Below are 23,906 nucleotides of genomic sequence, written 5' to 3'. Positions count from 1 at the left end.
CCGATTATTTGAACGTTAAGCGGTATTTCGGTTAAACCTGCGAGCCGTTTTTCAGTCGTAGATTCCATGGCAGGCCGGTTCTGGCCTAACGTTTCAAACGTGCGTCGCAGTCAGGGCGCTCAGTCGTATCAGGAGCCCTGTGCAATGACGCGCACTCGTAAAGTGTTTACCTGGACCCTCGCCAGCCTGGTTGTCCTGCTGGTCGTACTGGTTCTGATAATCGCGTTCTTCGATTGGAACCGGATCAAACCACCGCTTAACGCCAAGGTTTCCGAAGAGCTGCACCGCCCGTTCGCCATCAACGGCAACCTCGAGGTGGTCTGGCAACGTGAGCCCGAGGAGGGCGGCTGGCGCGCGTGGGTGCCGTGGCCGCATGTCGTGGCGCAGGACTTGAGCCTGGGCAACCCGGACTGGTCGAAGAAGCCGCAGATGGTCACCCTCAAACGCGTCGAGTTGCGCATCTCGCCCCTGGCCTTGCTGGCGCAGCGCGTGGTGATCCCGCGTATTGACCTGACCGAACCAAATGCCGACCTCCAGCGCCTGGCCGACGGCCGTGCAAACTGGACCTTCAAGTTCGACCCCAAAGACCCGAACGCCGAGCCTTCAAGCTGGGTGGTAGATATCGGTGCGATCGGCTTCGACAAAGGCCACGTGATCCTCGACGACCAGAGCCTGAAGACTCAGCTCGACTTGATCATCGACCCGCTGGGCAAGCCGATTCCGTTCAGTGACATCGTCGGTGACAAAGCCGCGAAAACCGCGTCGGAAAAGGGCGCCTCGCCGCAGGATTACGCGTTCGCGCTGAAGGTCAAAGGCCAGTACCACGGCCAGACACTCGCGGGCGAAGGCAAGGTTGGAGGTCTGCTGGCGTTGCAGGACGCGGCCAGACCGTTCCCGCTTCAAGCAAAAGTGAACATCGCCGACACCCATGTCGAACTGGCCGGCACCCTCACCGATCCACTGAATCTCGGTGCCCTGGACTTGCGTCTGAAACTGGCCGGCACCAGCCTGGGCAATCTCTACCCGCTGACCGGGGTAACTCTGCCGGACACACCGCCGTACGAGACTGACGGCCACTTGATCGCCAAGCTGCATGAAGCGGACGGTGCAGTGTTCCGTTACGAAGAATTCAACGGCAAGATCGGCCAGAGCGATATCCATGGCAGCCTGACTTATGTCGCCAGTCAGCCGCGCCCGAAGTTGAGCGGATCGCTGGTTTCCAATCAACTGCTGTTTGCCGACCTGGCTCCGCTGATCGGTGCCGATTCCAACGCCAAACAAAAGGCCCGCGGCGGCGAAAGCAACCAGCCGGCGGACAAGGTGTTGCCGGTCGAAGAGTTCAAAACCGAGCGCTGGCGCGTTATGGACGCCGACGTCGAGTTCACCGGCAAGCGCATCGTCCACAGCGAAAAACTGCCGTTCAACGATCTCTACACCCACCTGATACTCACTGACGGCGTACTCAGCCTGGAACCCCTGCGCTTCGGTGTCGCCGGCGGTAACCTGGACGCTCAGATTCGCCTCAATGGCCGAACCGAACCGTTGGAAGGCCAGGCAAAACTCACCGCACGCAAGTTCAAACTCAAGCAGTTGTTCCCGACCTTTGAACCGATGAAAACCAGTTTCGGCGAACTCAATGGCGATGCCGACATCACCGGTCGTGGCAACTCGGTGGCCAAACTGCTGGGCACCGCCAATGGCAATCTGAAGATGCTGATCAACGATGGCGCTATCAGCCGCGAGTTGATGGAGCTGGTCGGGCTGAACGTCGGCAACTATGTGGTGGGCAAGATCTTTGGCGACAAGGAAGTGAAGATCAACTGCGCTGCCGCCGACTTCGACATCAAGACCGGACTGGCGACCACGCGTCTGTTCGTCTTCGATACCGAAAACGCGATCGTCTACATCGATGGCACCGCCGACATGGCGACTGAGCAACTGGACCTGACCATCACCCCGGAATCCAAGGGCTGGCGCGTGATTTCGTTGCGTTCGCCGCTGTATGTACGGGGCAAGTTCATCAAACCTGATGCCGGTGTGAAGACTGTGCCGCTGATGCTGCGCGGAGCCGGAATGGTTGCACTGGGTGTGATTGCCGCGCCTGCGGCGGGCTTGCTGGCGCTGATAGCGCCGAGCGCTGGCGAACCGAATCAGTGCGCGCCGTTGCTGGAGCAGATGAAGGCCGGCAAGGCACCCGTCACCGTCAAACCCACCAAGTAATTCGTTGGTGGAGATCGTTCCCACGCTCTGCGTGGGAATGCCTCAATGGACGCTCCGCGTCCGCTCTTGGGACGCAGAGCGTCCCGGGCTGCATTCCCACGCAGAGCGTGGGAACGATCAGTCAGCTGCTGAAGGCTGTGATCTTGGCAGTAACCCTGATAACGCTGCTTCTTCCCGCAACCACGCAAAAAACGCCCGCACCGGCGGATGCCGTTCGCGCCCCGGCACGCACAGTGCAGCGTAACCGGCACCCTCGACCTGAACCTCACCCTTGTAAGCCACCAGCAAACCACTGGCCACGGTCTCGGACACCAGAATATTGCTCGCCAGCACCAGGCCTTGCCCGGCAATCGCCGCTTGCAGGGCGTAATGCTCTTCGTCGTATTCACGAACCGCTGGCTGCCCGGCAAGCCAGGTCTCGCCGGATTGTGCGCACCAGGCTTCCCAGCCGTGGGCGTACAGTTTGGAGTTGTGCCAGCGCACGCTGATCAGCGTCGGCGCTTGGCTGGCGGCCAGGGCGACTTGCTCGGGCGAGCCGTAGACGCCGAAGGATTCGTCGAACAGGCACAGGCCATAAAGGTTCGGGTAATCATCGAGGCTGTAGCGCACCACCAGATCGACGCTGGCGTCCTGATGCAGATCGATGACTTCGCAATGGGTATCGAGCCGCAGGCTGATGTTCGGGTGCCGGGCGTAGAACCGGCCCAGCCGGGGCACCAGCCACAAGGCAGCGAATGCGGCGGTGGTGGAGATCGTCAGGCTCGCGCCGCTGCGTTGCGGGCGCAAGGTATCGACACTTTGCGCCACTTCCAGCAAGGCACCGTGCAAGCTGTGGAACAGCCGTTCACCGCAGTCCGTCAGGCGAACTTGCCGTGGCAGTCGCTCGAACAGCGGCACACCGAGCCAGGTCTCCAGCGAGCGAATCTGATGGGAAACCGCCGTCGGTGTCACCGAGAGTTCTTCGGCGGCTGCCTTGAAGCTCAGCAGGCGCGAGGCGGATTCAAAGGCGCGCAGGGCGGTCAGCGGCAGCGAGGCAAACATTGAAAGCTCCATGGGTGAAATCAATTCATCCAGACTGATTTTTGCTCATTTGAAGAGGGGCGGCTGCGCGCTTCAAGCTGCAAGCCACCAGCAGTTTGAGTTTAGTCCTTCAGGAGATTCAGATGAGCACAATTCTTGCCATACATGCCAGCCCCCGTGGCGACCGTTCTCATTCCCGGCGCTTGGCCGAGGTGTTTCTTTCCGCCTGGCAGGCGGCCAATCCGCAGTCGCACATGACCCGTCGCGAAGTCGGTCGGGCGTTGATTCCGCCGGTCAACGAGGCGTTTGTGGCCGCCGCGTTTTACCCCGAGCCCGATGCGCGGCCGCTGTCGATGCAGGCCGACCTGGCGTTCAGCGATGAACTGGTGGGTGAATTGCTCGGTCACGATTTATTGGTGATTTCCACGCCGATGCACAACTTCAGCGTGCCCAGCGGCCTCAAGGCCTGGATCGATCAGATTGTGCGGTTGGGGCTGACCTTCAATCACACCCTGGACAATGGCGTCGCTCAATACGAGCCGCTGGTGCAGGGCAAAAAGGCGTTGATCGTCACCAGTCGCGGTGGTTTCGGTTTCGGGCCGGGTGGAGAACTTGAGGCAATGAACCATGCCGATCCGTTGTTGCGAACGGCATTGGGGTTCATCGGCATCACCGACATCACGGTCGTGGCCGCCGAAGGCGAAGAGTCCGAGGAACGCACCTTCCAGATCTCCGCCGCCGAGGCCGAGCAGCGTTTGCGGGCGCTGGCCAGGGAGTTCTAGATGGCCTGGCTGTTTTTGCTGATCGCCGCCGGCTTCGAAGTCACCTTTGCCATGGGCATGAAGTACGCCGAGGGCTTCACCCGGCTTTGGCCGTCGATGATCACCGTGGTGGCCGCGGTGGGCGGGATCTACTTCCTGACCCTGGCCATGCGCGAGTTGCCGGTGAGCATCGCTTACCCGATCTGGACCGCCATCGGCTCACTGGGCACGGTGTTTCTCGGGTTTGCGTTGCTCGGTGAAAGCCTGACGGCGGTCAAACTGGTGTCGGTCGGATTGATCGTGGCGGGGGTGGTGGGGCTGAAGTAGGGTGGGATGTCATAGACTGGTCGTCGAGTTGTCATCTTCGATGCCGATGCTTGGCTGATGTCTTGCATTCAGCCTTGCCTCACCTCACCGATCACAAGGACGTTCGCCCATGTCGCAAGGTTCCGCCACGCGTTACCCCTTGGTGCTGGTCCCGGGAATGCTCGGGTTTATCCGTCTGCTGATCTATCCGTATTGGTACGGGATCATTTCTGCGTTGCGCCGGGGTGGCGCAACGGTGATCGCGGTGCAGGTCTCGCCGATCAACTCCTGCGAAGTGCGCGGCGAGCAACTGCTGGCGCGGATCGAGGAAATCCTGCGGGAAACCGGGGCCGAGAAGGTCAATCTGATCGGCCACAGCCAAGGGGCGCTGACCGCCCGCTATGCCGCGGCCAAACGCCCGGACCGGGTCGCCTCGGTCACCTCGGTGGCAGGACCCAATCACGGTTCGGAGCTGGCGGATTACCTGCACAAACACTATCCGGGAGACAGCGCCAAGGGGCGGTTGCTCAGCGTTTTGCTGCGCTGGATCTGTGCGCTGATGAGCCTGCTGGAAACCGGTTATCGCGGACCGAAATTGCCGGTTGATATCCATGCCTCCCATCATTCACTGACGACGGAAGGCGTGGCGCTGTTCAACCAGCGTTATCCACAGGGCTTGCCTGATACCTGGGGCGGGCATGGGCCGGAAGAGGTCAACGGCGTGCGGTATTACTCATGGTCCGGGACCTTGCAGCCGGGCAAGACCAATCGCGGGCGAAACCTGTTTGATGGGACTAACCGCAGTTGTCGGTTGTTTGCCAGGACCTTCGTTCGAGAAGCCGGGCATTGCGACGGGATGGTCGGGCGTTACAGCTCGCATCTGGGGACAGTGATTGGGGATGAGTATCCGATGGATCACTTCGACATCGTCAATCAGTCGTTGGGATTGGTGGGCAGGAGCGCGGAGCCGGTGCGGTTGTTTGTTGAGCATGCGGCGCGGCTGAAAGCCGCCGGTGTTTAGCCTTCAGACCGAGTTATCGTTCTTCGCGAGCAAGCCCGCTCCCACAGGGGAATGCATTCCAAATGTGGGAGCGGGCTTGCTCGCGAAGGCGCCAGATCAGGCAGCGACGACCTTACGCCCCAACACCGTGGTCCAGCGCTCCGAAAGAATCACCCCACCCAACGTCAACACCCCGCCCACCAAGTGATACATCGCCAACTGCTCATGCAGCACCACCGCCGCAATCAGCGCAGTAATCAACGGCAGCAGATTGAAAAACAGCGTAGTCCGGCTCGGCCCCAGGCGGATCACGGCCTGCATCCATGCCAATGGCGCAACCATCGAAGCCAGCAGGCAGGCGTAAAGCACCAGCGGAATGTTCTGCAGCGTCGGACCGATCTTCGGTGAAGCGAGGAACAGCGGAAACAGTACCGCTACGGCCACCCATACCTGCATGTACAGCAACACCAGCGGCGGTAAACGCAGCTGCCATTTTTTCAGCAGCGTGCTGTAGATCGCGTAGGCCAGGGTGGCGATCAGCATCATCGCGTCACCCAGGTTCACCCCGTGTTCGAGCAGCGCACCAAGGCTGCCGGACGAGACGACCACCAATACCCCCGCGAACGACAGCACCGCACCGGCCAGTGCGCCGATGGTCAGGCGCTGGCCGAGGCTAATGATCGCCATGGCCAGCGACATCAGTGGCATCAGCGACAGGATGATGCCCATGTTGGTGGCCGAGGTCAGGCTTGCCGCGAAGTACGCCAGGCTTTGGTAAACCGCCATGCCGAGCACGCCGAGCACAAAGATCTTGCCCAGGTTCGGGCGGATCGCCGGCCAATGGACGATCACCGGTTTGAGCATGAAGGGGGTGAACAGCAGTCCGGCAAGCAGCCAGCGGTAAAAGCCGATCTCGGCGGGGAAGATCGCCCCGGCCGACATCTTGGTGATCACGGTGTTGCCGGCCCAAATGAAAATGGCCAGCAGGGGATAAGCGTATTGCATCAGAGAAAACCAGAGCGTTAATGAGGGGTGATTATCGCCTGTCTGGATACAAGCCTATACTTCGATCCAGACAACCTGCCCCTGATGACGGACAGCATGAACAGTAAACACATCGATTTGCTCGACTTCAGCGAATTGCCGGCCCCGGTGTACTTCCGTTATGCCGACTTTGATGCGCATCGTTATGCCTCGGCGCACCGTCATCCATGGGGCACGCTGGAGTATTCGGCCCACGGCGTATTGCACATGGAAATCGGTGGCAGCCGCTTCATGTCACCGCCGCAATACGCGGTATGGGTGCCGCCGCAGACCGAACACAGCTTCTATAGCCATCAGCCGATCAACTATCGCGCGGTCTGCCTGGCTCCGCCGATGTGCCAGGACCTGCCGCAACAGGCCTGCACCCTGGCCATCAGCGACATCCTTAAAGCGATCCTCAAAGACTTCGCCGGCCGCGATGTGAAGATTCCCGAGCACGAAGCCGACCAACGTCTGGCCCAGGTGTTGGTGGACCAACTGCAGCAGGCGCCGGTGCAGGAATGTTATTTGCCCTACGCCAGCAGCCCTGGCTTGTTCGGGATACTCGAAGCCTTGCAGGCCGAGCCCGGTGATAACCGACCTTTGGCGGAGTGGGCCGCGCAGATCCATGTCAGCGAACGCACCCTGGCGCGGCGGTTCGTGCGTGAGTTGGGCATGAGTTTTGGCGAGTGGCGGCAGCGGTTGCGGTTTCTGGCAGCGATCGAAGCGCTGGACAGCCACCGCAGCATCCAGGAAATCGCCTTTGACATGGGCTACAGCACGGGCTCTGCGTTTATCGCGATGTTTCAACGCCAGGCAGGGTGCACGCCGGAACAGTATCGGCGACACCGGGGAACCTGATGTTCCTGAGTAGTAGTGTTTCTTAAATAATACTGAATGAACGTTAAGTTGAATGTTGCGGTGTCGTGTGTTGTAGCTTTGTTTAGTCGACATCTGTTTTATTGCGAAGCCTCTTACAGATTTTGTCGTAAATACACTCAATAAAATTTCTATGCCTCGCTGTATGCTCCAGTACGCATTTATTAACTTGCTTGGAGTCATCAATCATGGGGTATTCAGTTTTAGTTCGCGTCCCGTCCGTATTAACTACGCAAGAAAAAAGTATACATCATGAATTTATCAAAGAGGCTCTACCCACCTGGGTGACTGATGCCTCGTTAGAAAGAGTACGTGCGCTGAAGCTTGGGATGTCCGGTATCCCTCAATGGAGTAAAGAAGCGTCTTCGGCATTGCACTCACGTCTGAAAAAAACGATGGTGGCAAGTTGGGAAGCCCAAAATCATGTCGACCGAATGCTCGGTGAATTGCAAGATGTTTACGCATTTGCCGAACCTTTACTGCATCAGGCATTGAAACAACAATACGGAGTCGACATCGATGTTAGAAACACCTATTTAAAGTTGTTCTCTCCGGCAAAGTTGTCCCCGTGGGTGCATAACATTACGGGCGGTGTTAGTTCTCGAACCGTCTCCATGCTTGATGCGGCGTTGCACAACTTTGCACTCAATGAAGTTCTGCTCTCTGACTCGCAGTTTATTTCCAGACCTGACGAACTGGGTCGCTTTGAAATACTGGACATCCGAAACAAGGTGTCTATCGAACAGTTCAAGGCAGTATGTCGGGAACTGGATATTGGCGCTCGATACAAAGAACACCTCGAAAGTTATTTGCGTCCCAGCGATGGCCTGGCAAAAGGCGTGGTGCAGCACAGAATTATCAAAAGTCAGAAAGCCGCGCTGAATGCCGCCATGGATTGGGCCTTGATGCGAAAAGATATCTCGGCCAACGGCTATCGGGTGATGAAGGGCATACTCGAGGGGGTTAAAGGCCTGACACTGGAAGGCATCCCGGTTCGTTACTATCACCTGACGATGCTGGACACTCGGCTGCACGGCATTGTGCTGATCGCCGGTGATCTGGACGCTGCCGGTGCAGGGAGGCGACTCATTGCCTATGTGCCGAACGACCCCGATCATCCGTTGAAAGAGTATGCGTCGCTGGGCGAGTTCGCGCTCGAACTCACCCGCCAGTTGCGCGACGCGGGCCAGGCGCCCACTCGTGAAGGCTTCCCCAACAGGCGCAGTTATCAGCAGTTCTTCAGCCGCTTTGTCGCCCATCAGCAACGCGGGCATTTCTTTGCCGAACTTAACAGCAAACTTGTCGTGATCACCCGGCATGAAAAGGAATGGGGCGTGGACCTGCCTGTCTGGCGAGAAACTGCCGTGGATAACCCACGCCTTCGTTTTGGGACCCTGAAGTTCGAAGAGGATAGCGAAACCCGTTTCAATGGCGACCTGTGGGTTTATCTCTACCAGGTCCAGCAAAACAAAATCCTCAACGACGCACGGGAGATGGTGATTTCCACCGCCGATGCCGACCGCATGGAGCGTTGGGCCTGGTTCGACAATTTGGAGAAGATGCTGTCCGACGTTCTCAATGCCGCATTATTGGTCGTGACGCCGTTCGTGCCTTTTCTGGGCGAGGCGATGATGGCTTACATGGTTTATCAATTAGTCAGTGAAGTGGTCGAAGGTGTCGTTGACCTGGCCGAAGGTGTTTATCTGGAAGGGGCCGAGCACCTGATCGGCTTCGCTGAAAGTTTGATCCAGTTGGGCACGTTCGGCGCGGGCATGAAGCTCGGATCGGAGGTGGTGCTACCCAAGCTTTCTTCGTTCATCGAAGGGAGCAAGCCGGTCACCCTGGCCAACGGCGACAAGCGTCTATGGGGACAGAACCTCGAGGCCTACCAGCGCGATCTTATGCTTTCCGCCGATTCAAAACCTGACGATCAATGGCTGCATCGGCATGAAGGCAAGCCGATCCTCAATCTTGATACGCGCTACTTCGAACTCAATAAAGACCCGCAGACTGGCAAGCACCGAGTGCAACATCCAGTCCGGCCGGACGCGTATCAACCGCTGGTCGAGAGTAATGGAGAAGGCGCCTTCGTGATTGAGGGAGAGCAGCCGCATTTGTGGGATGACGATACGTTGATGGCGCGACTCGGCCAGTCAATGAAAGGGTTGGCGGACGCATACGGCGACATTCGAACGGTCAGTCGCAGCGACGTCAACGCGATCCGCCGGATGTATGTCGACAAGGAGCGCGCTTTGCCCTTGCTGAGCGATACCGTGACGCGCTTCCGGATCGACCACGATATTCAGACATTTATTGAGCAGATTGGCAGTGAACATCCGCAAGACTATTTAAAAGCCGACCCCGCCTTTCAGTTCCGGTTGCTCGATGGCGTATGGCCCGGTAGGGCAATTGAGCTGGTGGGCGCTGACGGTCAGGTCCTTGAGGTGATTGGCCGTGCCGACGCGTCACCTGTTCGGATACGAAAGGATCGCTTGATCGACGGTGATTTGCTTAAAACGCTGTTAGCCCACCTTGATCAAGCGGAAACAAAAACACTGATGAACAACGAGTTCGGCGCACCGGTATTGGCCGCCGAGGTGAACGCGCGACAGCTGCGGCTTGAACTGGCGAAACTTGCCAAAAACAGGCGTACAGGGCTGTTCGAGGCGCGCTACCGTCAGCTTGAAAATGCCCGAAGTGCGAAGAGTGCCTTGGTGCGAAATATCCAGGACCGAGTGCCGGATTTGCCGGGCACCGTTGCGCAAGAGTTGCTGGCGATTGCCTCCCCCGAGGAGTTGCAGGATATCGCACGAGCGAAACTGTCCGACAGATTGGAAAACCTCGCGCGCTGGGCTCTTAGGGACGTACGAAGTGCCCGCGCTTATGAAGGGCTGCATCTGAAGTCAGTCGACAATCCTGATACCCGCAGGCTGGCCTTGCACTCGCTGGAAAACCTGCCCGGCTGGAATCCTGACGTGCGAATCGACGTTCACCGGTTCGAGTTGGGAGGTGCGTTGCTGGACAGCATTGGCAAGGAAGATGCCGCCATTCGACGCACCATCGTCGAACGTGAAGACCTGACCTTCCAGGCCTATGACGATGAGGGCAACGCCTTGAATGCCGGGTCGGACTTTTATTCATCGATCCTGCAGGCACTACCGGACGCCGAGCGTAATGCCCTGAACATTCACATAGGGCAAGGACGGCAACTGAAAGAGGCGATTCGTAATCGGGCATTGAAACCTTATCGGCTCCTGAAAGTCCTTTCAGACCTTCCGGTGCTTGACCCGCTCACTTTCGATCCGCAGGTCATGCGCCTGCGTGGTGGCGCTCCGACCGGCGAAGGTGAGGCGGTCGTGTTGCAGGCGATTGGGGTTCTTTATCCGAGTCTTGTTGCAGGTGCGTTTGATTCTTCCGTCTCGTCCTACGCAAAATATGACTACCTGCGTGGCTTGAAGCTTATAAAGGACAACTATTCTGAAGAGTACTTTTCTTCTCTTTGGCAGGCGTTGTATGACGCCAACACCGCCGAAGATGCGCAAGCCAATGCAAACATCGTACAGAGCATCGAAGCGTTGCCGGACCTGGAAAAGCTGATGTCGGACGAGCAATTCACACCATTGATTGAGCAGATGTTCACCAGGGATGGCCTGATCCCGCTGCCCGAATCCGAGCGCAACCTGGCCATCAATGCCCGAAATCTGGAGCGCACCGGCCGGACGGATGAGTATCAGGCGCTGTTACGTTCAGTCCGGGAAAACGCTGTAACGCCAAGCCCTGAATTGGCCGATTTGCTCAGCTATGGTGAGCTGCTGTCCAGTGATGTCGTGACGTCCGACGAACCGATTGAGGTTTCGCCGCCAATCATGGCCGACCTGAAAATGGCACAACGTGCAATCTGCCGCACCAAGGAGCTTATCCCCCTGTCCGGCAATCAATTGCCGAGCATGTGGGAGAAGGGCGGTTCGGCGATTGCGAAGATCAAGGGTCTTAGGGAGCTGAACCTGGAGGAAGGTGGTTTCACCGCAAAACTGACCATCGCTGAAGCGGCTCGTAAAGCCATTGAAATCAAGGGCGGCAATTGCTCGGAAAACTCGAAAGTGACGTTTTCGATCCTCGCCAGCCAGCCCCGGACATCGAGCATTCACATCGTCAAAGCCTCTGACTTCGATCATCAATATGTGGTCATTGGCGACTTGGACAATCCCGGGACTCTGGTCGTCGCCGACTCCTGGCCGGAGTTCCCCGCGGCGCATCTGGCGAGCAAGGGCTACTTCGAGTTCGAAATGCCGCCGGTGGAGACACTGGCGCCCGGTCCGGCCGTCAGCGAATACAACTTTATCAATGAGGCGCCACCAGGCCCGGCGACGTTGCCTGTCGTTTCCGAAACGAACACGTTCAGGCAGATAAAAATGAACAAGCTGTACACATCCGGGGCGTACGCCCAATGGACATCATTAAAAGAGTTAGGCCAAACCTACCGTGTGGAGGACGGCACTCCGGTTTCATTCGAGCGATTGCCTGCCTCGGTCATTGAAAATCGAGTTGAGGCTTATCGCAACTACTTGAAAGCGTTCGACGACATCCTGCGTGCGCAGGAGGATGCTGAATAATCGCTGGCGGATGAAGCGGTAACAGGTCTTGTCTACACTACCCTTGAGGTCGCGCCGCTCGGCGCGACAACAAGGAGAAAACTTCATGAAGATGTTGCGTGTCCCTTTGTTGATGATCGGTCTGCTGTTCTGCGCCCAGGGCTTTGCCGCCACCGAGCAACAGAACAAGATGACCACCTGCAATGCTGACGCCACCGCGAAAAGCCTCAAGGGAGACGAACGCAAAGCGTTCATGAGCAATTGCCTCAAAGCGGCCCCGGCCGCCAATGACGCAAAAACCCTTACCCCTCAGCAAGAGAAGATGAAAACCTGCAACGCCGATGCCGCCACTCAGGCGTTGAAAGGCGATGCGCGTAAAGCCTTCATGAGCGAATGCCTGAAGAAAAAATAATCATTGGGCGGCAAGATGTGGGGCTGAGAGGGTCTCATCGCGAGCAGGCTCACTCCCACATTTGTCCTGCGGACACAGATCCATTGTGGGAGCGGGCTTGCTCGCGAAGGGGCCGGCAAGGGCACTGCAAAAAGCCGCCACCGCCCCCACTAAGGTCGACCTACACAATCCCTAGTGCTGGCATCGGAACGCTGGCAGACTGCCAATCCTTTTACGCCGTTCGTTTTGAGGCTGTATGCCAACGTTTTCTCAACGCCAAGTCTTGCAACTCATCAGTTGGGTCATCATTTTCGGCGGTTTGTTGCTGGTGATCCCGCTGCGATTACTGCCGAGTTTGCTGGCCGGCCTGCTGGTGTTCGAACTGGTCAACATGCTCACCCCACAATTGCAGCGCCTGATCGAAGGGCGGCGTGCGCGCTGGCTGGCGGTGGCGTTGTTGGGAACGCTAGTGGTCAGTGTGTTGACGCTGATCTTTGCCGGTGCCTTCAGCTTTCTGTTGCATGAAGCGGAAAACCCCGGCGCTTCTCTCGACAAATTCATGCACGTGGTTGATCGGGCGCGCGGGCAACTGCCGCCGTTCATCGACGCCTATCTGCCCGCCAGCGCCGCCGAATTCCGTGTGGCGATTGGCGAATGGGTGAGCAAGCACCTCAGCGACTTGCAACTGGTGGGCAAGGACGCGGCGCACATGTTTGTGACGCTGCTGATCGGCATGGTGCTGGGGGCGATCATTGCCTTGCAGCGCGTGCCGGACGTGACCAAGCGCAAGCCATTGGCCGCCGCGCTGTTCGAACGCTTGCACCTGCTGGTCCAGGCGTTTCGCAACATCGTGTTCGCCCAGATCAAGATTTCCCTGCTCAACACCTTCTTCACCGGGATTTTCCTGGCGGTGGTCCTGCCGACGTTCGGGATCAAGCTGCCGCTGACCAAAACCCTGATCGTACTGACGTTCCTGCTCGGCCTGTTGCCGGTGATCGGCAACCTGATGTCGAACACCCTGATCACCATCGTCGGTTTGTCGCTGTCGATCTGGGTGGCCGTGGCGGCGCTGGGTTACCTGATTTTTATCCACAAACTCGAATACTTTCTCAACGCGCGCATCGTTGGCGGGCAGATCAGTGCCAAGTCGTGGGAGTTGCTGCTGGCGATGCTGGTGTTCGAGGCCGCGTTCGGCCTGCCGGGGGTGGTGGCGGGGCCGATTTATTACGCGTACCTGAAGAGTGAGTTGAAGCAGGTGGGGATGGTTTGATCCGCTGCTGATCTACTGTGGCGAGGGGATTTATCCCCGTTGGGTCGCGAAGCGGCCCCCCTTATCCAAAAAAGAAGGGGCCGCTTCGCAGCCCAACGGGGATAAATCCCCTCGCCACAGATAAATCCTCTTACCACAGATAAATCCTCTTACCACAGATAAATCCTCTCACCACAGGGTGTCAGGTCAGTCCATGTTGCCGTAGCGTTTCATCGCTTCAATCGCCAAGCCGCTGCCGATGCTGCCGAAGATGTTCCCTTCCACGTGCCGCGCGTTCGGCAACATCGCCGAAACGCTGTTGCGCAGTGCCGGAATCCCGCTCGAACCGCCGGTGAAGAACACCGTATCGACCTGATCGACTCGTACATTGGCGTCGTTCAACAGCTGGGTCACGCTGTTACGTACGCGCTCCAGCAAGTTGTCGATAGCCGATTCGAACAGTGCCCGGCTCAGCTCCACACTCAACCCCGGTTCGATGCGGTCCAGCGGCACATGGCGGCTGTCGGCGTGGGTCAGCTGGATCTTGGTTTCTTCCACTTCCATGGCCAGCCAATGGCCGGCGCGCTGGTCGATCAGCTTGAACAGGCGATCGATGCCGCCGGTGTCTTCGATGTCGTAACGCATGCTGCCCAGCGCCAGGGTCGACTTTTGCGAGTACACCGAGTTGATGGTGTGCCAGGTCGCCAGGTTCATATGGTGGCTGGTCGGCATGTAGGCGCCGCTCTTCATCCGGCTGCCATAGCCGAACAGCGGCATCAGGCCTTGCAGGCTCAGCTGCTTGTCGAAATCGGTCCCGCCGATGTGCACGCCGCCGGTGGCGAGGATGTCATCGTGGCGGTTGTCGTGGGTACGGCGTTCAGGGGACAGGCGCACCAGCGAGAAGTCCGAGGTACCACCGCCGATGTCGACGATCAGCACCAGCTCTTCTTTTTCGATGGTCGACTCATAGTCGAAGGCCGCCGCAATCGGTTCGTACTGGAACGAAACGTCTTTGAAGCCGATGGCGCGGGCCACGTCCACCAGTGTGTTTTCGGCTTCCTGGTCGGCCATTTCATCGTCATCGACGAAAAACACCGGACGACCGAGCACCACTTCATCGAACTCGCGACCGGCGGCGGTTTCGGCGCGTTTCTTCAGTTGGCCGATAAACAGCCCGAGCAAATCCTTGAACGGCATTGCCGTGCCGAGGACGCTGGTGTCGTGCTTGATCAGCTTGGAGCCCAGCAGGCTCTTGAGCGAGCGCATCAGCCGGCCTTCATAGCCTTCCAGGTACTCGTGCAGCGCGAGGCGGCCGTACACCGGGCGGCGTTCTTCCATGTTGAAGAAGACCACCGAAGGCAGGGTGATCTTGTCGTCCTCCAGCGCGATCAGCGTTTCCATGCCGGGGCGCAGCCAGCCGACGGTGGAGTTGGACGTGCCGAAGTCGATACCACAGGCACGGGCTGGAGATGCGTTTTTCATGTCTATCGAGTTCCGGTTAAAAAACGGCCGCGCAGTGTATGTCAGTGCGGCGCAGATTCGAAGGCCGACTATCCGCTAAATCTCCACGATTAGCGCCTTGATAAGACGGCCAGATGCCCCAAACTTGTCTGCATTGGCCCTGGCAGCCCTCGGACGGTCGCAAGAACCGCCCACTGCTGCCGAAAAACTTCTGATGCGCTGCCACCTTGAGATCGATCAACCTGGCGGCTGCCAAAGAGCGCATGCTGCCGGTAGTGGCGCGATATCGATAACGGATGGTGATCCTTAGATGGACTTCAAAGACTATTACAAGATTCTCGGTGTGGAACCGACCGCGGACGATAAGACGATCAAGGCCGCCTATCGTAAGCTGGCGCGTAAATATCACCCGGATGTCAGCAAGGAAAAGGACGCCGAGTCCAAATTCAAAGACGCCTCGGAAGCCTATGAAGCGCTGAAAAGCGCCGACAAGCGCGCCGAATACGACGACTTGCGCAAATACGGCCAGCACGGCCAACCGTTCCAGGGCCCGCCGGGATGGCAGGGGCGTGGCGCAGGCGGTTTCGGTGGTGGTCAGGACACGGGCGATTTTTCGGACTTCTTCAGTTCGATCTTCGGCAACCGTGGCCCTGGTTTTGGGGGTGGACAGTCAGGCCGCAGCGCCGGGCGTCGAGGGCAAGATGTGGAAATGGAACTCGGGATTTTCCTGGAAGAAACCCTTTCGAGCGAATCGAAGAAGGTTACTTTCCAGGTGCCGCAGTACAACGCTGCCGGCCAGCATGTCAGCAACACCAGCAAAAGCCTGAACGTGAAGATCCCGGCCGGCGTGGCCGACGGCGAGCGCATCCGCCTCAAGGGCCAGGGCGCACCGGGCACGGGTGGCGGGGCCAATGGCGACTTGTTCCTGATCATTCGCTTTGCGCCGCACCCCAAGTTCGACGTCGAAGGCGAGAACCTGATCATTACCTTGCCGCTGGCGCCGTGGGAGTTGGCATTAGGTACTGAGGTGGCAGTGCCTACCCTGACAGGCAAGATCAACCTCAAGATCCCGGCCGGCAGCCAGAACGGCCAGCGCATGCGCGCCAAGGGCCACGGTTTGCTGAACAAGGCCGGTCATCGCGGTTATCTGTTTGTACAGCTCAAGGCCGTCATGCCTAAAACCTCGGACGACGAGGTCAAGGCGCTGTGGCAGGAACTGGCGAAAAAAGCGGCTTTCAACCCCAGAGAAAACTTCTGATCCAAGAGACGGAGTAGCCCATCATGAGCAACCCCCTGATCGTTCAACTGGACCTGGCAGAATTCTGCGAGGCGACCGACCTGCCGGACGTCTACGTGATCGAAATCGTCGAGCACGGCATCCTCGAACCTCAGGGCAAGCAGCCCAAGGATTGGCGTTTCAACGATTATGAGTTGGTGCTGGCCAAGCGTGCCGCCAAGCTGCGGCGCGACCTGGAGCTGGAATGGGAAGGCGTCGCCCTGGCGCTGGACCTGCTGGAAGAGGTCCAGCAACTACGGGCCGAGAACCGCATGCTCAAGCAGCGGTTGGCTCGGTTGGTGATCGAGTAGTTCAACATCAAAAAATCTGGCCTTCTCGAGATTGATACTCTGTTAGTTGATGTATCGGAAAGGCGTGGCGGTATTTATATATATCCATCTCTTTAATATTCGAATGATTATTTAAATATTGCCCAGAGCGTTCAGCAGGTTTTTAGTCTTTTGTTTTATTGCGCAGGATTTAAGCTGAGGGCTTATCAAGTTGTTTTGGATTGTCAGTCTATGGATGAGTTACAGGATGTAAGCGATGTTTCAAGTTCGCCGGTATTACCGGCGGACAACAACGGTGTTCATTATGAACGTATCGTTCAGGCACTTCCTCCCGCTATAACAGCGACCCCGCCGGTCAGGATGTCGTTGCTCGCCAGCACCATGGTCCCGACACCGGGCTGGTACCTCAAAGCTTCCGCAATCGATCGGCAATACCTCAAGGAACTGATCGACAAACGCTGGTTGTTGCAGCGGTTGGTGGATGCCCCGTTGCAAGACCTGCAACAGGACATCAAAGCGTTTGCCAAACCCTTGCTGTCCTTGTCGATGAGTTCGAACTTCAACGTCCATGAGGACGTCAGCCAACTGACCCTTAAGCTGTATGTGCCGGACCGGATCATCTTCGGTATCGATCGCGGCGCCAGCCATCTGCGCGAGTCCAGCCTCCTGGACGCGGCGCTGCATAATTTCGAGGAACCGGAAACCGCCGCCGATTATTTCCGGACCGGCTCCGGGGTCTATCGCAGCAACTTCAGGGGAGAACCGTCGCTGATAGCGTCAATGACGGTGAGTAAAATCGCCGCGCTGTGTCGTCGGCTGGACCTCGGCGGGCAGTATCAAGCGCATCTGCAAGCCCGGCTGCTGCCGGCCGATGCGCAGAAAAGGCAAACCCTGGAACGGCATGGCGCCGCCAGTGAAAAGGCGGCGTTCGAACTGGCCTCGCTGATCGCCCTGCTGAAAGACGACATCAGTTCCAATGCCTACGGGGTGTTGCGCCAGCTCCGCGAGAACACAAGCGATATCCGTTTTCATCGGCGGCCGCTGCACCTGCATCGGCTGTCGCTGATGGGGTTCAAGTTGCACGGTGTGGTGTTGTTCAGCGCCGAGGGCGATGCGGGCCTGATCCAGGCGGCGGTGGAGGCCCTGGCCCCTGACGTGCGGGCCTCCTGGTTCGACTGGTCGAGCGTGTTGTCGACGATGTCACCAGGTCGCGACCTGGACAAGTTCAAACTGCTGCAGGCGTTTTTCGCCAATGGCCCGGCCGGGGTCAGCGAAGAGATGCTGCGCCAGCGTGACATCTACCGGCAAAGCCGCTTGAGCGGCCCGGTGATTGCCTATGTGCCGGACGACCCGCAGCACCCGCTGAAAGAGTACGCCTCGCTGGCGGATTTCATGAAAACGCTGATCAGCCAACTGCGCGAGCCGGACTATCAGGCGTTCTTCAGCCGCTTCGTGGCGCACAAGGACCAGGGCCGGTTCTTTGCCCGGGTCCGCGAGCGTCTGAGCCGGATCACCTGGCAGCAGCGCGAGCCGCTGGACATGGGGCCCTGGTGGCGGGAAACCGCGGTGGAGAACCCGAATGCCGAACCCGTCACCCACCGACTGTCGGGTGAACTGTGGCCGCAGCTGTATCGGCTCAAGCGCGACAAGGCGCTCAGCGACGCGCGCGCGATTGCCGTCCCGACCGGCGATGAGGACGCCGCCACGCGCTGGAAGCGCCTGAGCAGCTACCTGGACATCGGCTGGAACGTCTTCAATTTTGCCGCGATGCTGGTGCCGGGGCTGGGCGAAGCCATGCTGGCGCTGATGGTGGCGCAGATGGCCGCCGAGTTGCTGGAAGGCATCGAAGACTGGAGCAAGGGCGACCGCGACGAGGCATCGGCGCACATCAACGGGGTCATCATCAACTTTGCGCAACTGGCCCTGATGAGCGCCGGGCACGTGATCCCGCAGGCGGCCCGGCTCCCGGTCAAACCCAGTCCGCTGATCGACAACCTCAAACCGGTGGAACTGCCCACGGGCAAGACCCGCCTGTGGAAACCGGACCTGACGCCGTACGAACACCCGCTGACGCTGCCCACCGAGGCCAAACCCGATGACCTGGGGCTGTATAAGCACAACGATCGGCAATGGCTGCGCCTGGAGCAAAAGCGTTACCAGGTGCGCCAGGACCCGGTGACGGGCGAGCATCGCCTGCAACATCCGACCCGGCCTAACGCTTATCAACCGACGGTGGAGCATAACGGCGCTGGTGCCTGGAAAGCTGAAACCGAGCAACCGCTGGCCTGGGACACGACTCGCCTGATGCGCCGACTGGACGACTCTATGGCGGATTACTCGGCCGCCACCCTGGCCAAAATCCAGAAGGTGAGTGGCGTTGAAGAGGGCGTGTTGCGCCGGCTGCATGCCGAGCATGAAACGCCGCCGGCGCTGCTGCGCGACACCCTCAAACGCTTCAATACCTATGCCGACGCGCAACACTATCCCGAGCAAATCCTGTCGAATCAGGTGCCGGAGGAAATGTCCGGTTTTCTGCCGGCGACTCTGGTCGAGCTGCCACGCTGGCCGGAGTCCCGAGCCCTGGAGGTGTTCGAAGGCGATGATCGCACCGGGGCATCCGTCAAACATGGCAACAGCATGGCCGCTGAGCCGCAGACCATCAAAATCAGCCGCTCGGAGGTGATGGCCGGGAAACTGCCTGAGCGAGTGATTGAATCCCTGAACCCGACCGAACTGCGGGAAATGCTTGGCGCACAGGTCGCCAATGACACGCCCTCACGGATCGACGCGCTGCGCAGCCGATTGGCCATGCAGGCGCGCAAACAACACAAGCGCCTGTTCGACGCGCTATACAAGAGCCGCGATGTGTCCGACAGCGCGCAGGTGCGTTTGCTGGTGGACGATTACCCGCAACTGCCCGGCAGCGTTGCGCAAGAATTACTCGACAACGCCGAGCCCGCCGACCTGAAACACCTGGCCGAGAAACAGCGCCTGTCGCTGCGTTTGCGCCAGCAGGCACGCCGGGCCCAGGAGCGCGTGCGCTTGAACCGGGCGTATGAAGGGCTTTACCTGGATGAACTGGAAAGTACCGATACTCGCCGGCTCGAACTGGCCACGCTGGCCAGCCTGCCCGGATGGTCGACGCAAGTCCGGATCGAAATTCGTCATTTGGGATTTTCCGGGGATCTGCTCGCAAGCGTAGGGGCGGCGGATGCGCCGATCCGCAAAGTATTGGTGCTGGGTGAGGATGGTCGTTATCAGGCGCGGGGCGCGGAGGACCAGCACCTGCACGGTACCGACGATCTCTACGCCTCGGTGTTGCATGCCCTGCCGGATACCGAACGAAACGCATTGGGTTATGACATTCACGAAAGTGCACGGCTCAAGGAAGCGGTGCGGCGTTCACCACTCAGCCACGAGCAATTCGAACCGATCCTGCTTGAGCAGCCGATTCGTAAACCGTTGTACGACTCGCAAACCATGCGCTTGCCAGGCGGCATGTTGGGGTATTTGCGTGAGCTCGCTGGCGGGCGTGGGGAGCAAATTTCGCAGGCGCGGATCAGAAAGCTCTACCCCGCTTTCACGGAGGAAGAAACCACTGCGTTGCTGGAGCGTTTCAACCAACAAGGGATTCCGGTCGACATGCAGCTCGAAGAGCTTGAACTTGAGTTCGAACGGTTGAATTCAACGCTGAAGCGATGGGTGAATTCGCCGACCCGGGATTTTCGTTTGAGTCCCAGTGGCGTCGGGGAGTGGAATGCCAGGAATCAATTCGCCCGAAAAATCAGGCAGTGCTGGCAGCGTACGGGGCCAAAACAGTTTGACTCGTTCGGCAATGTGGTTGGGCAGAAGCTCGACCTGAGCAGCTTTCCGCTGAACCTGCATTTCAAAAAAATGCCGGCGCTGGAGGGCAATTTCGACCATGTCACGTACCTGAAACTATATAACACCGGTATTACCGATGCGGAACAGTCCTTTCTAAAGCCGTTTCGCAAGGTGCGAGCCCTGGACCTTGGTCGCAATAAACTGACCACTTTGCCGCGACACATCGCCGACATGCCGCACCTCAATTTCCTCGAACTCACGGGAAACCGGATTGTGCTGAAGCCCGCCGATGTCGAAATGCTCGGCCGTTGCACGAAGCTGCAAACCCTGGCGCTGGCCGGCAATCCGTTGAGTCTGCTGCCGAACATCGGTCGCATGCCCGACCTGCACACACTGCTTCTGTACGACACCGGAGCGACCACCTGGCCACCGGGGCTGTTCGACCTTCCGCGCCCCCGGCATATCTATCTGGACCTGCAGCGCAACCTGCTCACACACATACCCGAAGTCACGCCAGGTTCGGTCGACGCGGAGTTGCTGGCACGTACGTTGCTCAGCCGCCAACCGCCCTTTATGTCCCCCGAAAACCTGGAGCTGCTCAGGGAATACATCAGGTCAACAGGACTGGACCCTGACCGCCCGTATCCACCCCGGGGCGTGCGTGACACCCTGGACTGGCAACAAGGTATTACCTTTGACGAGTGGGTAGAGAAACAAAAGCTCTGGGATGCGCTTGAAGACGAGTTCAACTCGACCGGTTTCTTCGACGAGATCAGGCGCCTGACCCAATCGGCGGACTTCACCGCCGGTGGCGCCTATCGAACCGATCTGACAGCCAAGATGTGGCGGATGATCGAGACCATGGCCAAGGACGCTGAATTGCGCACGAAGTTTTTCACCGAAGCTTCGATGCGCACCCAATGCGTGGATGGCGCGACCCAGCTGTTCAACGTTCTGGGGGTAGATGTGCTGGTCCAGGAAGCCCTCGAATTGGGCAACGCCAGTTTGACTGAAGCGCAGTTGATCGAGTTGGCCAGGGGTAAGAGCCGCCTGGATGAAGTCGAGCGAATCGCCCGTCGACATATCATCGACCGCGAGGCCGCAGGTGAACGTTTTCGACGCGTTGACGGCCAAGGCAATGTCCGAGGAACCATTGACGAGGTCGAGGTTCACCTCGCGTTCATGACGGACCTGGCAAAACGGCTTGACCTGCCGTGGCAGGCGCGTGGAATGCAGTTTCGCCAGATCGCGGGCGTTACCAGCGAAATGATCGAGAACGCCTACCAGCGGATCCTGGGGCTGGAGGAGGGGGATCTGCTGCGTGATTCGATTGCCGAGCAGCCATTTTGGCGGACCTATGTGCAGCGTTCGAATCGCGCACGTTTCAGGGCGTTTGATCGCAAAACGGTAGCGACGACCGAGTTCAAGGTTGCTCTTGACGAACGAGCCTCCCGCACGGACCTGACACTGGAAGAGCGAGAGAAGCTGAAGGAAGAAATAAGGATACTGGCCGCCGAACTCGGTAAACCTGAAAGCGCCTTTGCACCGGGGCAAGTCGTGACCGATGAAGCGTTTGCCGCCGAGCTTGACCTGATCAAGGAGGAGCGTGAAACCCTTCTCAAACAACTGACTCAGCAAGCCATGGACCGGGCAAAACTGCAACGGGTTGAACCTCCGCTCTTTACGGTGGACACCAAGAGCTGACCAGCTGCTGGCTGAAACCCCGCTTCAAGAAACGGGTGATACAACAGAAAAACCCTGAGTGTGTGTTGGCGCACTCAGGGTTTTTTCTTGTGCCTTGAACCTTCAGAACAGGAAATAGCGCTGCGCCATGGGCAACACGTCAGCCGGTTCACACCACAGCAGAACCCCGTCGGCCTTGACCTGATAAGTCTGCGGATCGACGTCGATGTTTGGCAGGTAATCATTGTGGATCAGGTCGGTTTTCTGCACCTCGCGACAGCCTTTGACCACGGCGATTCTTTTCTTCAATCCCAGCGCTTCGGGCAATCCGGCGTCTTGTGCCGCCTGGCTGATGAAGGTCAGGCTGGTGGCATGCAATGAGCCGCCGTAGCTGGCGAACATCGGGCGATAGTGCACCGGTTGCGGTGTGGGGATCGACGCGTTCGCATCGCCCATCAGGCTGGCGGCGATGGCGCCACCCTTGAGGATCAGCGTCGGTTTGACGCCGAAAAATGCCGGGCGCCAGAGCACCAGATCGGCCCATTTGCCCACTTCCACCGAACCCACTTCATGGCTGATGCCGTGGGTGATTGCCGGGTTGATCGTGTACTTGGCGATGTAGCGTTTGGCGCGGAAGTTGTCGTTGCCTTCGCCATCACCGGGCAACGGGCCGCGCTGTTTTTTCATCTTGTCGGCGGTCTGCCAGGTGCGGGTGATCACCTCGCCAACGCGGCCCATGGCCTGGCTGTCGGAGCTGATCATCGAGAACGCACCGAGGTCGTGGAGGATGTCTTCGGCGGCGATGGTTTCGCGACGGATGCGGCTTTCGGCGAAGGCCACGTCTTCGGCAATGCTTGGGTCCAGGTGATGGCAGACCATCAGCATGTCGAGGTGTTCGTCGATGGTGTTGCGGGTGAACGGCCGGGTCGGGTTGGTGGAACTCGGCAGCACGTTGGCAAAGCCGCAGGCCTTGATGATGTCCGGCGCATGACCGCCGCCCGCACCTTCGGTGTGATAGGTGTGGATGGTGCGGCCCTTGAAAGCAGCGAGGGTGGTTTCGACGAAACCGGACTCGTTGAGGGTGTCGGTGTGGATCGCCACTTGCACATCGTACTGGTCGGCGACGTTCAGGCAGTTGTCGATGCTGGCCGGGGTGGTACCCCAATCCTCGTGCAGCTTCAGGCCGATGGCCCCGGCCTTGACCTGCTCGATCAACGGCTCCGGCAGGCTGGCGTTGCCCTTGCCGGTGAAGCCAATGTTCATCGGGAACGCATCGGCGGCCTGGAGCATGCGCGCCAGGTGCCACGGGCCGGACGTGCAGGTGGTTGCATTGGTGCCCGTGGCCGGGCCGGTGCCGCCGCCGATCATGGTGGTGACGCCGCTCATCAAGGCTTCTTCGATCTGCTGCGGGCAGATGAAATGGATGTGCGTGTCGATGCCGCCCGCGGTGAGGATCATGCCTTCACCGGCGATGACTTCGGTGCTGGCGCCGACTGCGATGGTCACGTTCGGCTGGATGTCCGGGTTGCCGGCCTTGCCGATGGCGGCGATGCGCCCGTCCTTGAGGCCGACATCGGCCTTGACGATGCCCCAGTGGTCGATGATCAGCGCGTTGGTGATCAGCGTGTCGACGACCTCTGCGGCGAGCAATTGGCTTTGACCCTGGCCGTCGCGGATGACTTTGCCGCCGCCGAATTTCACTTCTTCACCGTAGGTGGTGAAGTCTTTCTCGACTTCGATCCACAGCTCAGTGTCGGCCAGACGGACCTTGTCACCGACGGTGGGGCCGAACATGTCGGCATAGGCCTGACGGGAAATCTTCATTCGTTCGCCTTGAGATTCAATTGAATTTGAGACTGTTCGCTTCGCTCACAGATTCGCGAGCAAGCCCGCTCCCACAGTTGATCGCATTCCCCTGTGGGAGCGGGCT

At 58.9% G+C, this 23,906-nt stretch carries 15 protein-coding genes; 11 read left to right on the top strand and 4 right to left on the bottom strand.

Annotated features, from left to right (window positions below; translation table 11 throughout):
• Positions 1–144 precede the first annotated feature (144 nt).
• Positions 145–2,220 (top strand): AsmA family protein, encoded by a 2,076-nt coding sequence (locus DFS28_RS07565; RefSeq protein ID WP_111449233.1) that lies wholly within the window; start codon positions 145–147, stop codon positions 2,218–2,220.
• 117 nt (positions 2,221–2,337) lie between these two features.
• Here the strand turns inward: DFS28_RS07565 and DFS28_RS07560 are convergent, their stop codons facing one another.
• Positions 2,338–3,273 carry a LysR substrate-binding domain-containing protein gene (locus DFS28_RS07560; protein ID WP_165934032.1) on the bottom strand — a complete coding sequence of 312 codons (936 nt, stop codon included), beginning with the start codon at positions 3,271–3,273 and terminating at the stop codon, positions 2,338–2,340.
• A 110-nt stretch (positions 3,274–3,383) separates the two neighbouring features.
• On the opposite strand from DFS28_RS07560, the gene DFS28_RS07555 reads away from it, so the two are divergent.
• The 3 genes from DFS28_RS07555 to DFS28_RS07545 all read left to right on the top strand — a co-directional run bounded on the left by DFS28_RS07555 (position 3,384) and on the right by DFS28_RS07545 (position 5,328).
• Positions 3,384–4,022: an FMN-dependent NADH-azoreductase gene (locus DFS28_RS07555; RefSeq protein ID WP_111449231.1), complete on the top strand. Its 639-nt coding sequence runs from the start codon at positions 3,384–3,386 to the stop codon at positions 4,020–4,022.
• On the top strand, positions 4,023–4,328 hold the full coding sequence (locus DFS28_RS07550; protein ID WP_008157366.1) for a multidrug efflux SMR transporter: 306 nt from the start codon (positions 4,023–4,025) through the stop codon (positions 4,326–4,328).
• A 109-nt stretch (positions 4,329–4,437) separates the two neighbouring features.
• Positions 4,438–5,328 (top strand): triacylglycerol lipase, encoded by an 891-nt coding sequence (locus DFS28_RS07545; RefSeq protein WP_111449230.1) that lies wholly within the window; start codon positions 4,438–4,440, stop codon positions 5,326–5,328.
• A 96-nt stretch (positions 5,329–5,424) separates the two neighbouring features.
• On the opposite strand, the gene DFS28_RS07535 is transcribed toward DFS28_RS07545, so the two are convergent.
• Positions 5,425–6,312, bottom strand: coding sequence for a DMT family transporter (locus tag DFS28_RS07535; protein WP_111449228.1), 888 nt, complete (start codon positions 6,310–6,312; stop codon positions 5,425–5,427).
• Positions 6,313–6,408: 96 nt separating this feature from the next.
• Between DFS28_RS07535 and DFS28_RS07530 the strand changes: the two genes are divergently transcribed.
• The 4 genes from DFS28_RS07530 to DFS28_RS07515 all read left to right on the top strand — a co-directional run bounded on the left by DFS28_RS07530 (position 6,409) and on the right by DFS28_RS07515 (position 13,462).
• Positions 6,409–7,191, top strand: a complete 783-nt coding sequence (locus DFS28_RS07530; RefSeq protein WP_178082200.1) for a helix-turn-helix transcriptional regulator — start codon at positions 6,409–6,411, stop codon at positions 7,189–7,191.
• Between the two features lie 347 nt (positions 7,192–7,538).
• The gene (locus tag DFS28_RS07525; RefSeq protein WP_256596820.1) at positions 7,539–11,822 is read left to right on the top strand and encodes a dermonecrotic toxin domain-containing protein; all 4,284 of its coding nucleotides are present in this window, start codon (positions 7,539–7,541) and stop codon (positions 11,820–11,822) included.
• Positions 11,823–11,907: 85 nt separating this feature from the next.
• The gene (locus DFS28_RS07520) at positions 11,908–12,213 is read left to right on the top strand and encodes a PsiF family protein (protein WP_111449226.1); all 306 of its coding nucleotides are present in this window, start codon (positions 11,908–11,910) and stop codon (positions 12,211–12,213) included.
• A gap of 235 nt (positions 12,214–12,448) precedes the next feature.
• Entirely contained in the window at positions 12,449–13,462 is a 1,014-nt protein-coding gene (locus DFS28_RS07515) for an AI-2E family transporter (protein WP_111449225.1), read from the top strand.
• 186 nt (positions 13,463–13,648) lie between these two features.
• On the opposite strand, the gene DFS28_RS07510 is transcribed toward DFS28_RS07515, so the two are convergent.
• The gene (locus DFS28_RS07510; RefSeq protein WP_111449224.1) at positions 13,649–14,923 is read right to left on the bottom strand and encodes an Hsp70 family protein; all 1,275 of its coding nucleotides are present in this window, start codon (positions 14,921–14,923) and stop codon (positions 13,649–13,651) included.
• 289 nt (positions 14,924–15,212) lie between these two features.
• On the opposite strand from DFS28_RS07510, the gene DFS28_RS07505 reads away from it, so the two are divergent.
• From DFS28_RS07505 to DFS28_RS07495, 3 genes are all read left to right on the top strand, one after another.
• Positions 15,213–16,160, top strand: a complete 948-nt coding sequence (locus DFS28_RS07505; RefSeq protein WP_074873327.1) for a DnaJ C-terminal domain-containing protein — start codon at positions 15,213–15,215, stop codon at positions 16,158–16,160.
• Between the two features lie 23 nt (positions 16,161–16,183).
• Positions 16,184–16,489, top strand: a complete 306-nt coding sequence (locus DFS28_RS07500) for a chaperone modulator CbpM (protein ID WP_111449223.1) — start codon at positions 16,184–16,186, stop codon at positions 16,487–16,489.
• 210 nt (positions 16,490–16,699) lie between these two features.
• Entirely contained in the window at positions 16,700–21,997 is a 5,298-nt protein-coding gene (locus DFS28_RS07495) for an NEL-type E3 ubiquitin ligase domain-containing protein (protein WP_111449222.1), read from the top strand.
• A gap of 102 nt (positions 21,998–22,099) precedes the next feature.
• On the opposite strand, the gene ureC is transcribed toward DFS28_RS07495, so the two are convergent.
• Positions 22,100–23,800 carry an urease subunit alpha gene (gene ureC, locus DFS28_RS07490; RefSeq protein WP_111449221.1) on the bottom strand — a complete coding sequence of 567 codons (1,701 nt, stop codon included), beginning with the start codon at positions 23,798–23,800 and terminating at the stop codon, positions 22,100–22,102.
• Between the last annotated feature and the right edge of the window lie 106 nt (positions 23,801–23,906).

It is taken from the genome of Pseudomonas sp. 478 (assembly GCF_003254125.1).
In the GTDB taxonomy this organism is placed as follows: domain Bacteria; phylum Pseudomonadota; class Gammaproteobacteria; order Pseudomonadales; family Pseudomonadaceae; genus Aquipseudomonas.
The sequence above is the reverse complement of the archived record's forward strand: the minus strand, read 5'-3'. Positions and strand labels throughout refer to the sequence as shown.

Bases quoted from the DNA above. Each gene is read 5' to 3' on its own strand.
- DFS28_RS07515 (WP_111449225.1), top strand. From the start codon at position 12,449: ATGCCAACGTTTTCTCAACGCCAAGTCTTGCAACTCATCAGTTGGGTC.
- DFS28_RS07545 (WP_111449230.1), top strand. From the start codon at position 4,438: ATGTCGCAAGGTTCCGCCACGCGTTACCCCTTGGTGCTGGTCCCGGGA.
- DFS28_RS07560 (WP_165934032.1), bottom strand. From the start codon at position 3,273: ATGGAGCTTTCAATGTTTGCCTCGCTGCCGCTGACCGCCCTGCGCGCC.
- DFS28_RS07500 (WP_111449223.1), top strand. From the start codon at position 16,184: ATGAGCAACCCCCTGATCGTTCAACTGGACCTGGCAGAATTCTGCGAG.
- DFS28_RS07565 (WP_111449233.1), top strand. From the start codon at position 145: ATGACGCGCACTCGTAAAGTGTTTACCTGGACCCTCGCCAGCCTGGTT.
- ureC (WP_111449221.1), bottom strand. From the start codon at position 23,800: ATGAAGATTTCCCGTCAGGCCTATGCCGACATGTTCGGCCCCACCGTC.
- DFS28_RS07530 (WP_178082200.1), top strand. From the start codon at position 6,409: ATGAACAGTAAACACATCGATTTGCTCGACTTCAGCGAATTGCCGGCC.
- DFS28_RS07535 (WP_111449228.1), bottom strand. From the start codon at position 6,312: ATGCAATACGCTTATCCCCTGCTGGCCATTTTCATTTGGGCCGGCAAC.
- DFS28_RS07510 (WP_111449224.1), bottom strand. From the start codon at position 14,923: ATGAAAAACGCATCTCCAGCCCGTGCCTGTGGTATCGACTTCGGCACG.
- DFS28_RS07525 (WP_256596820.1), top strand. From the start codon at position 7,539: ATGTCCGGTATCCCTCAATGGAGTAAAGAAGCGTCTTCGGCATTGCAC.
- DFS28_RS07520 (WP_111449226.1), top strand. From the start codon at position 11,908: ATGAAGATGTTGCGTGTCCCTTTGTTGATGATCGGTCTGCTGTTCTGC.
- DFS28_RS07495 (WP_111449222.1), top strand. From the start codon at position 16,700: ATGGATGAGTTACAGGATGTAAGCGATGTTTCAAGTTCGCCGGTATTA.
- DFS28_RS07550 (WP_008157366.1), top strand. From the start codon at position 4,023: ATGGCCTGGCTGTTTTTGCTGATCGCCGCCGGCTTCGAAGTCACCTTT.
- DFS28_RS07555 (WP_111449231.1), top strand. From the start codon at position 3,384: ATGAGCACAATTCTTGCCATACATGCCAGCCCCCGTGGCGACCGTTCT.
- DFS28_RS07505 (WP_074873327.1), top strand. From the start codon at position 15,213: ATGGACTTCAAAGACTATTACAAGATTCTCGGTGTGGAACCGACCGCG.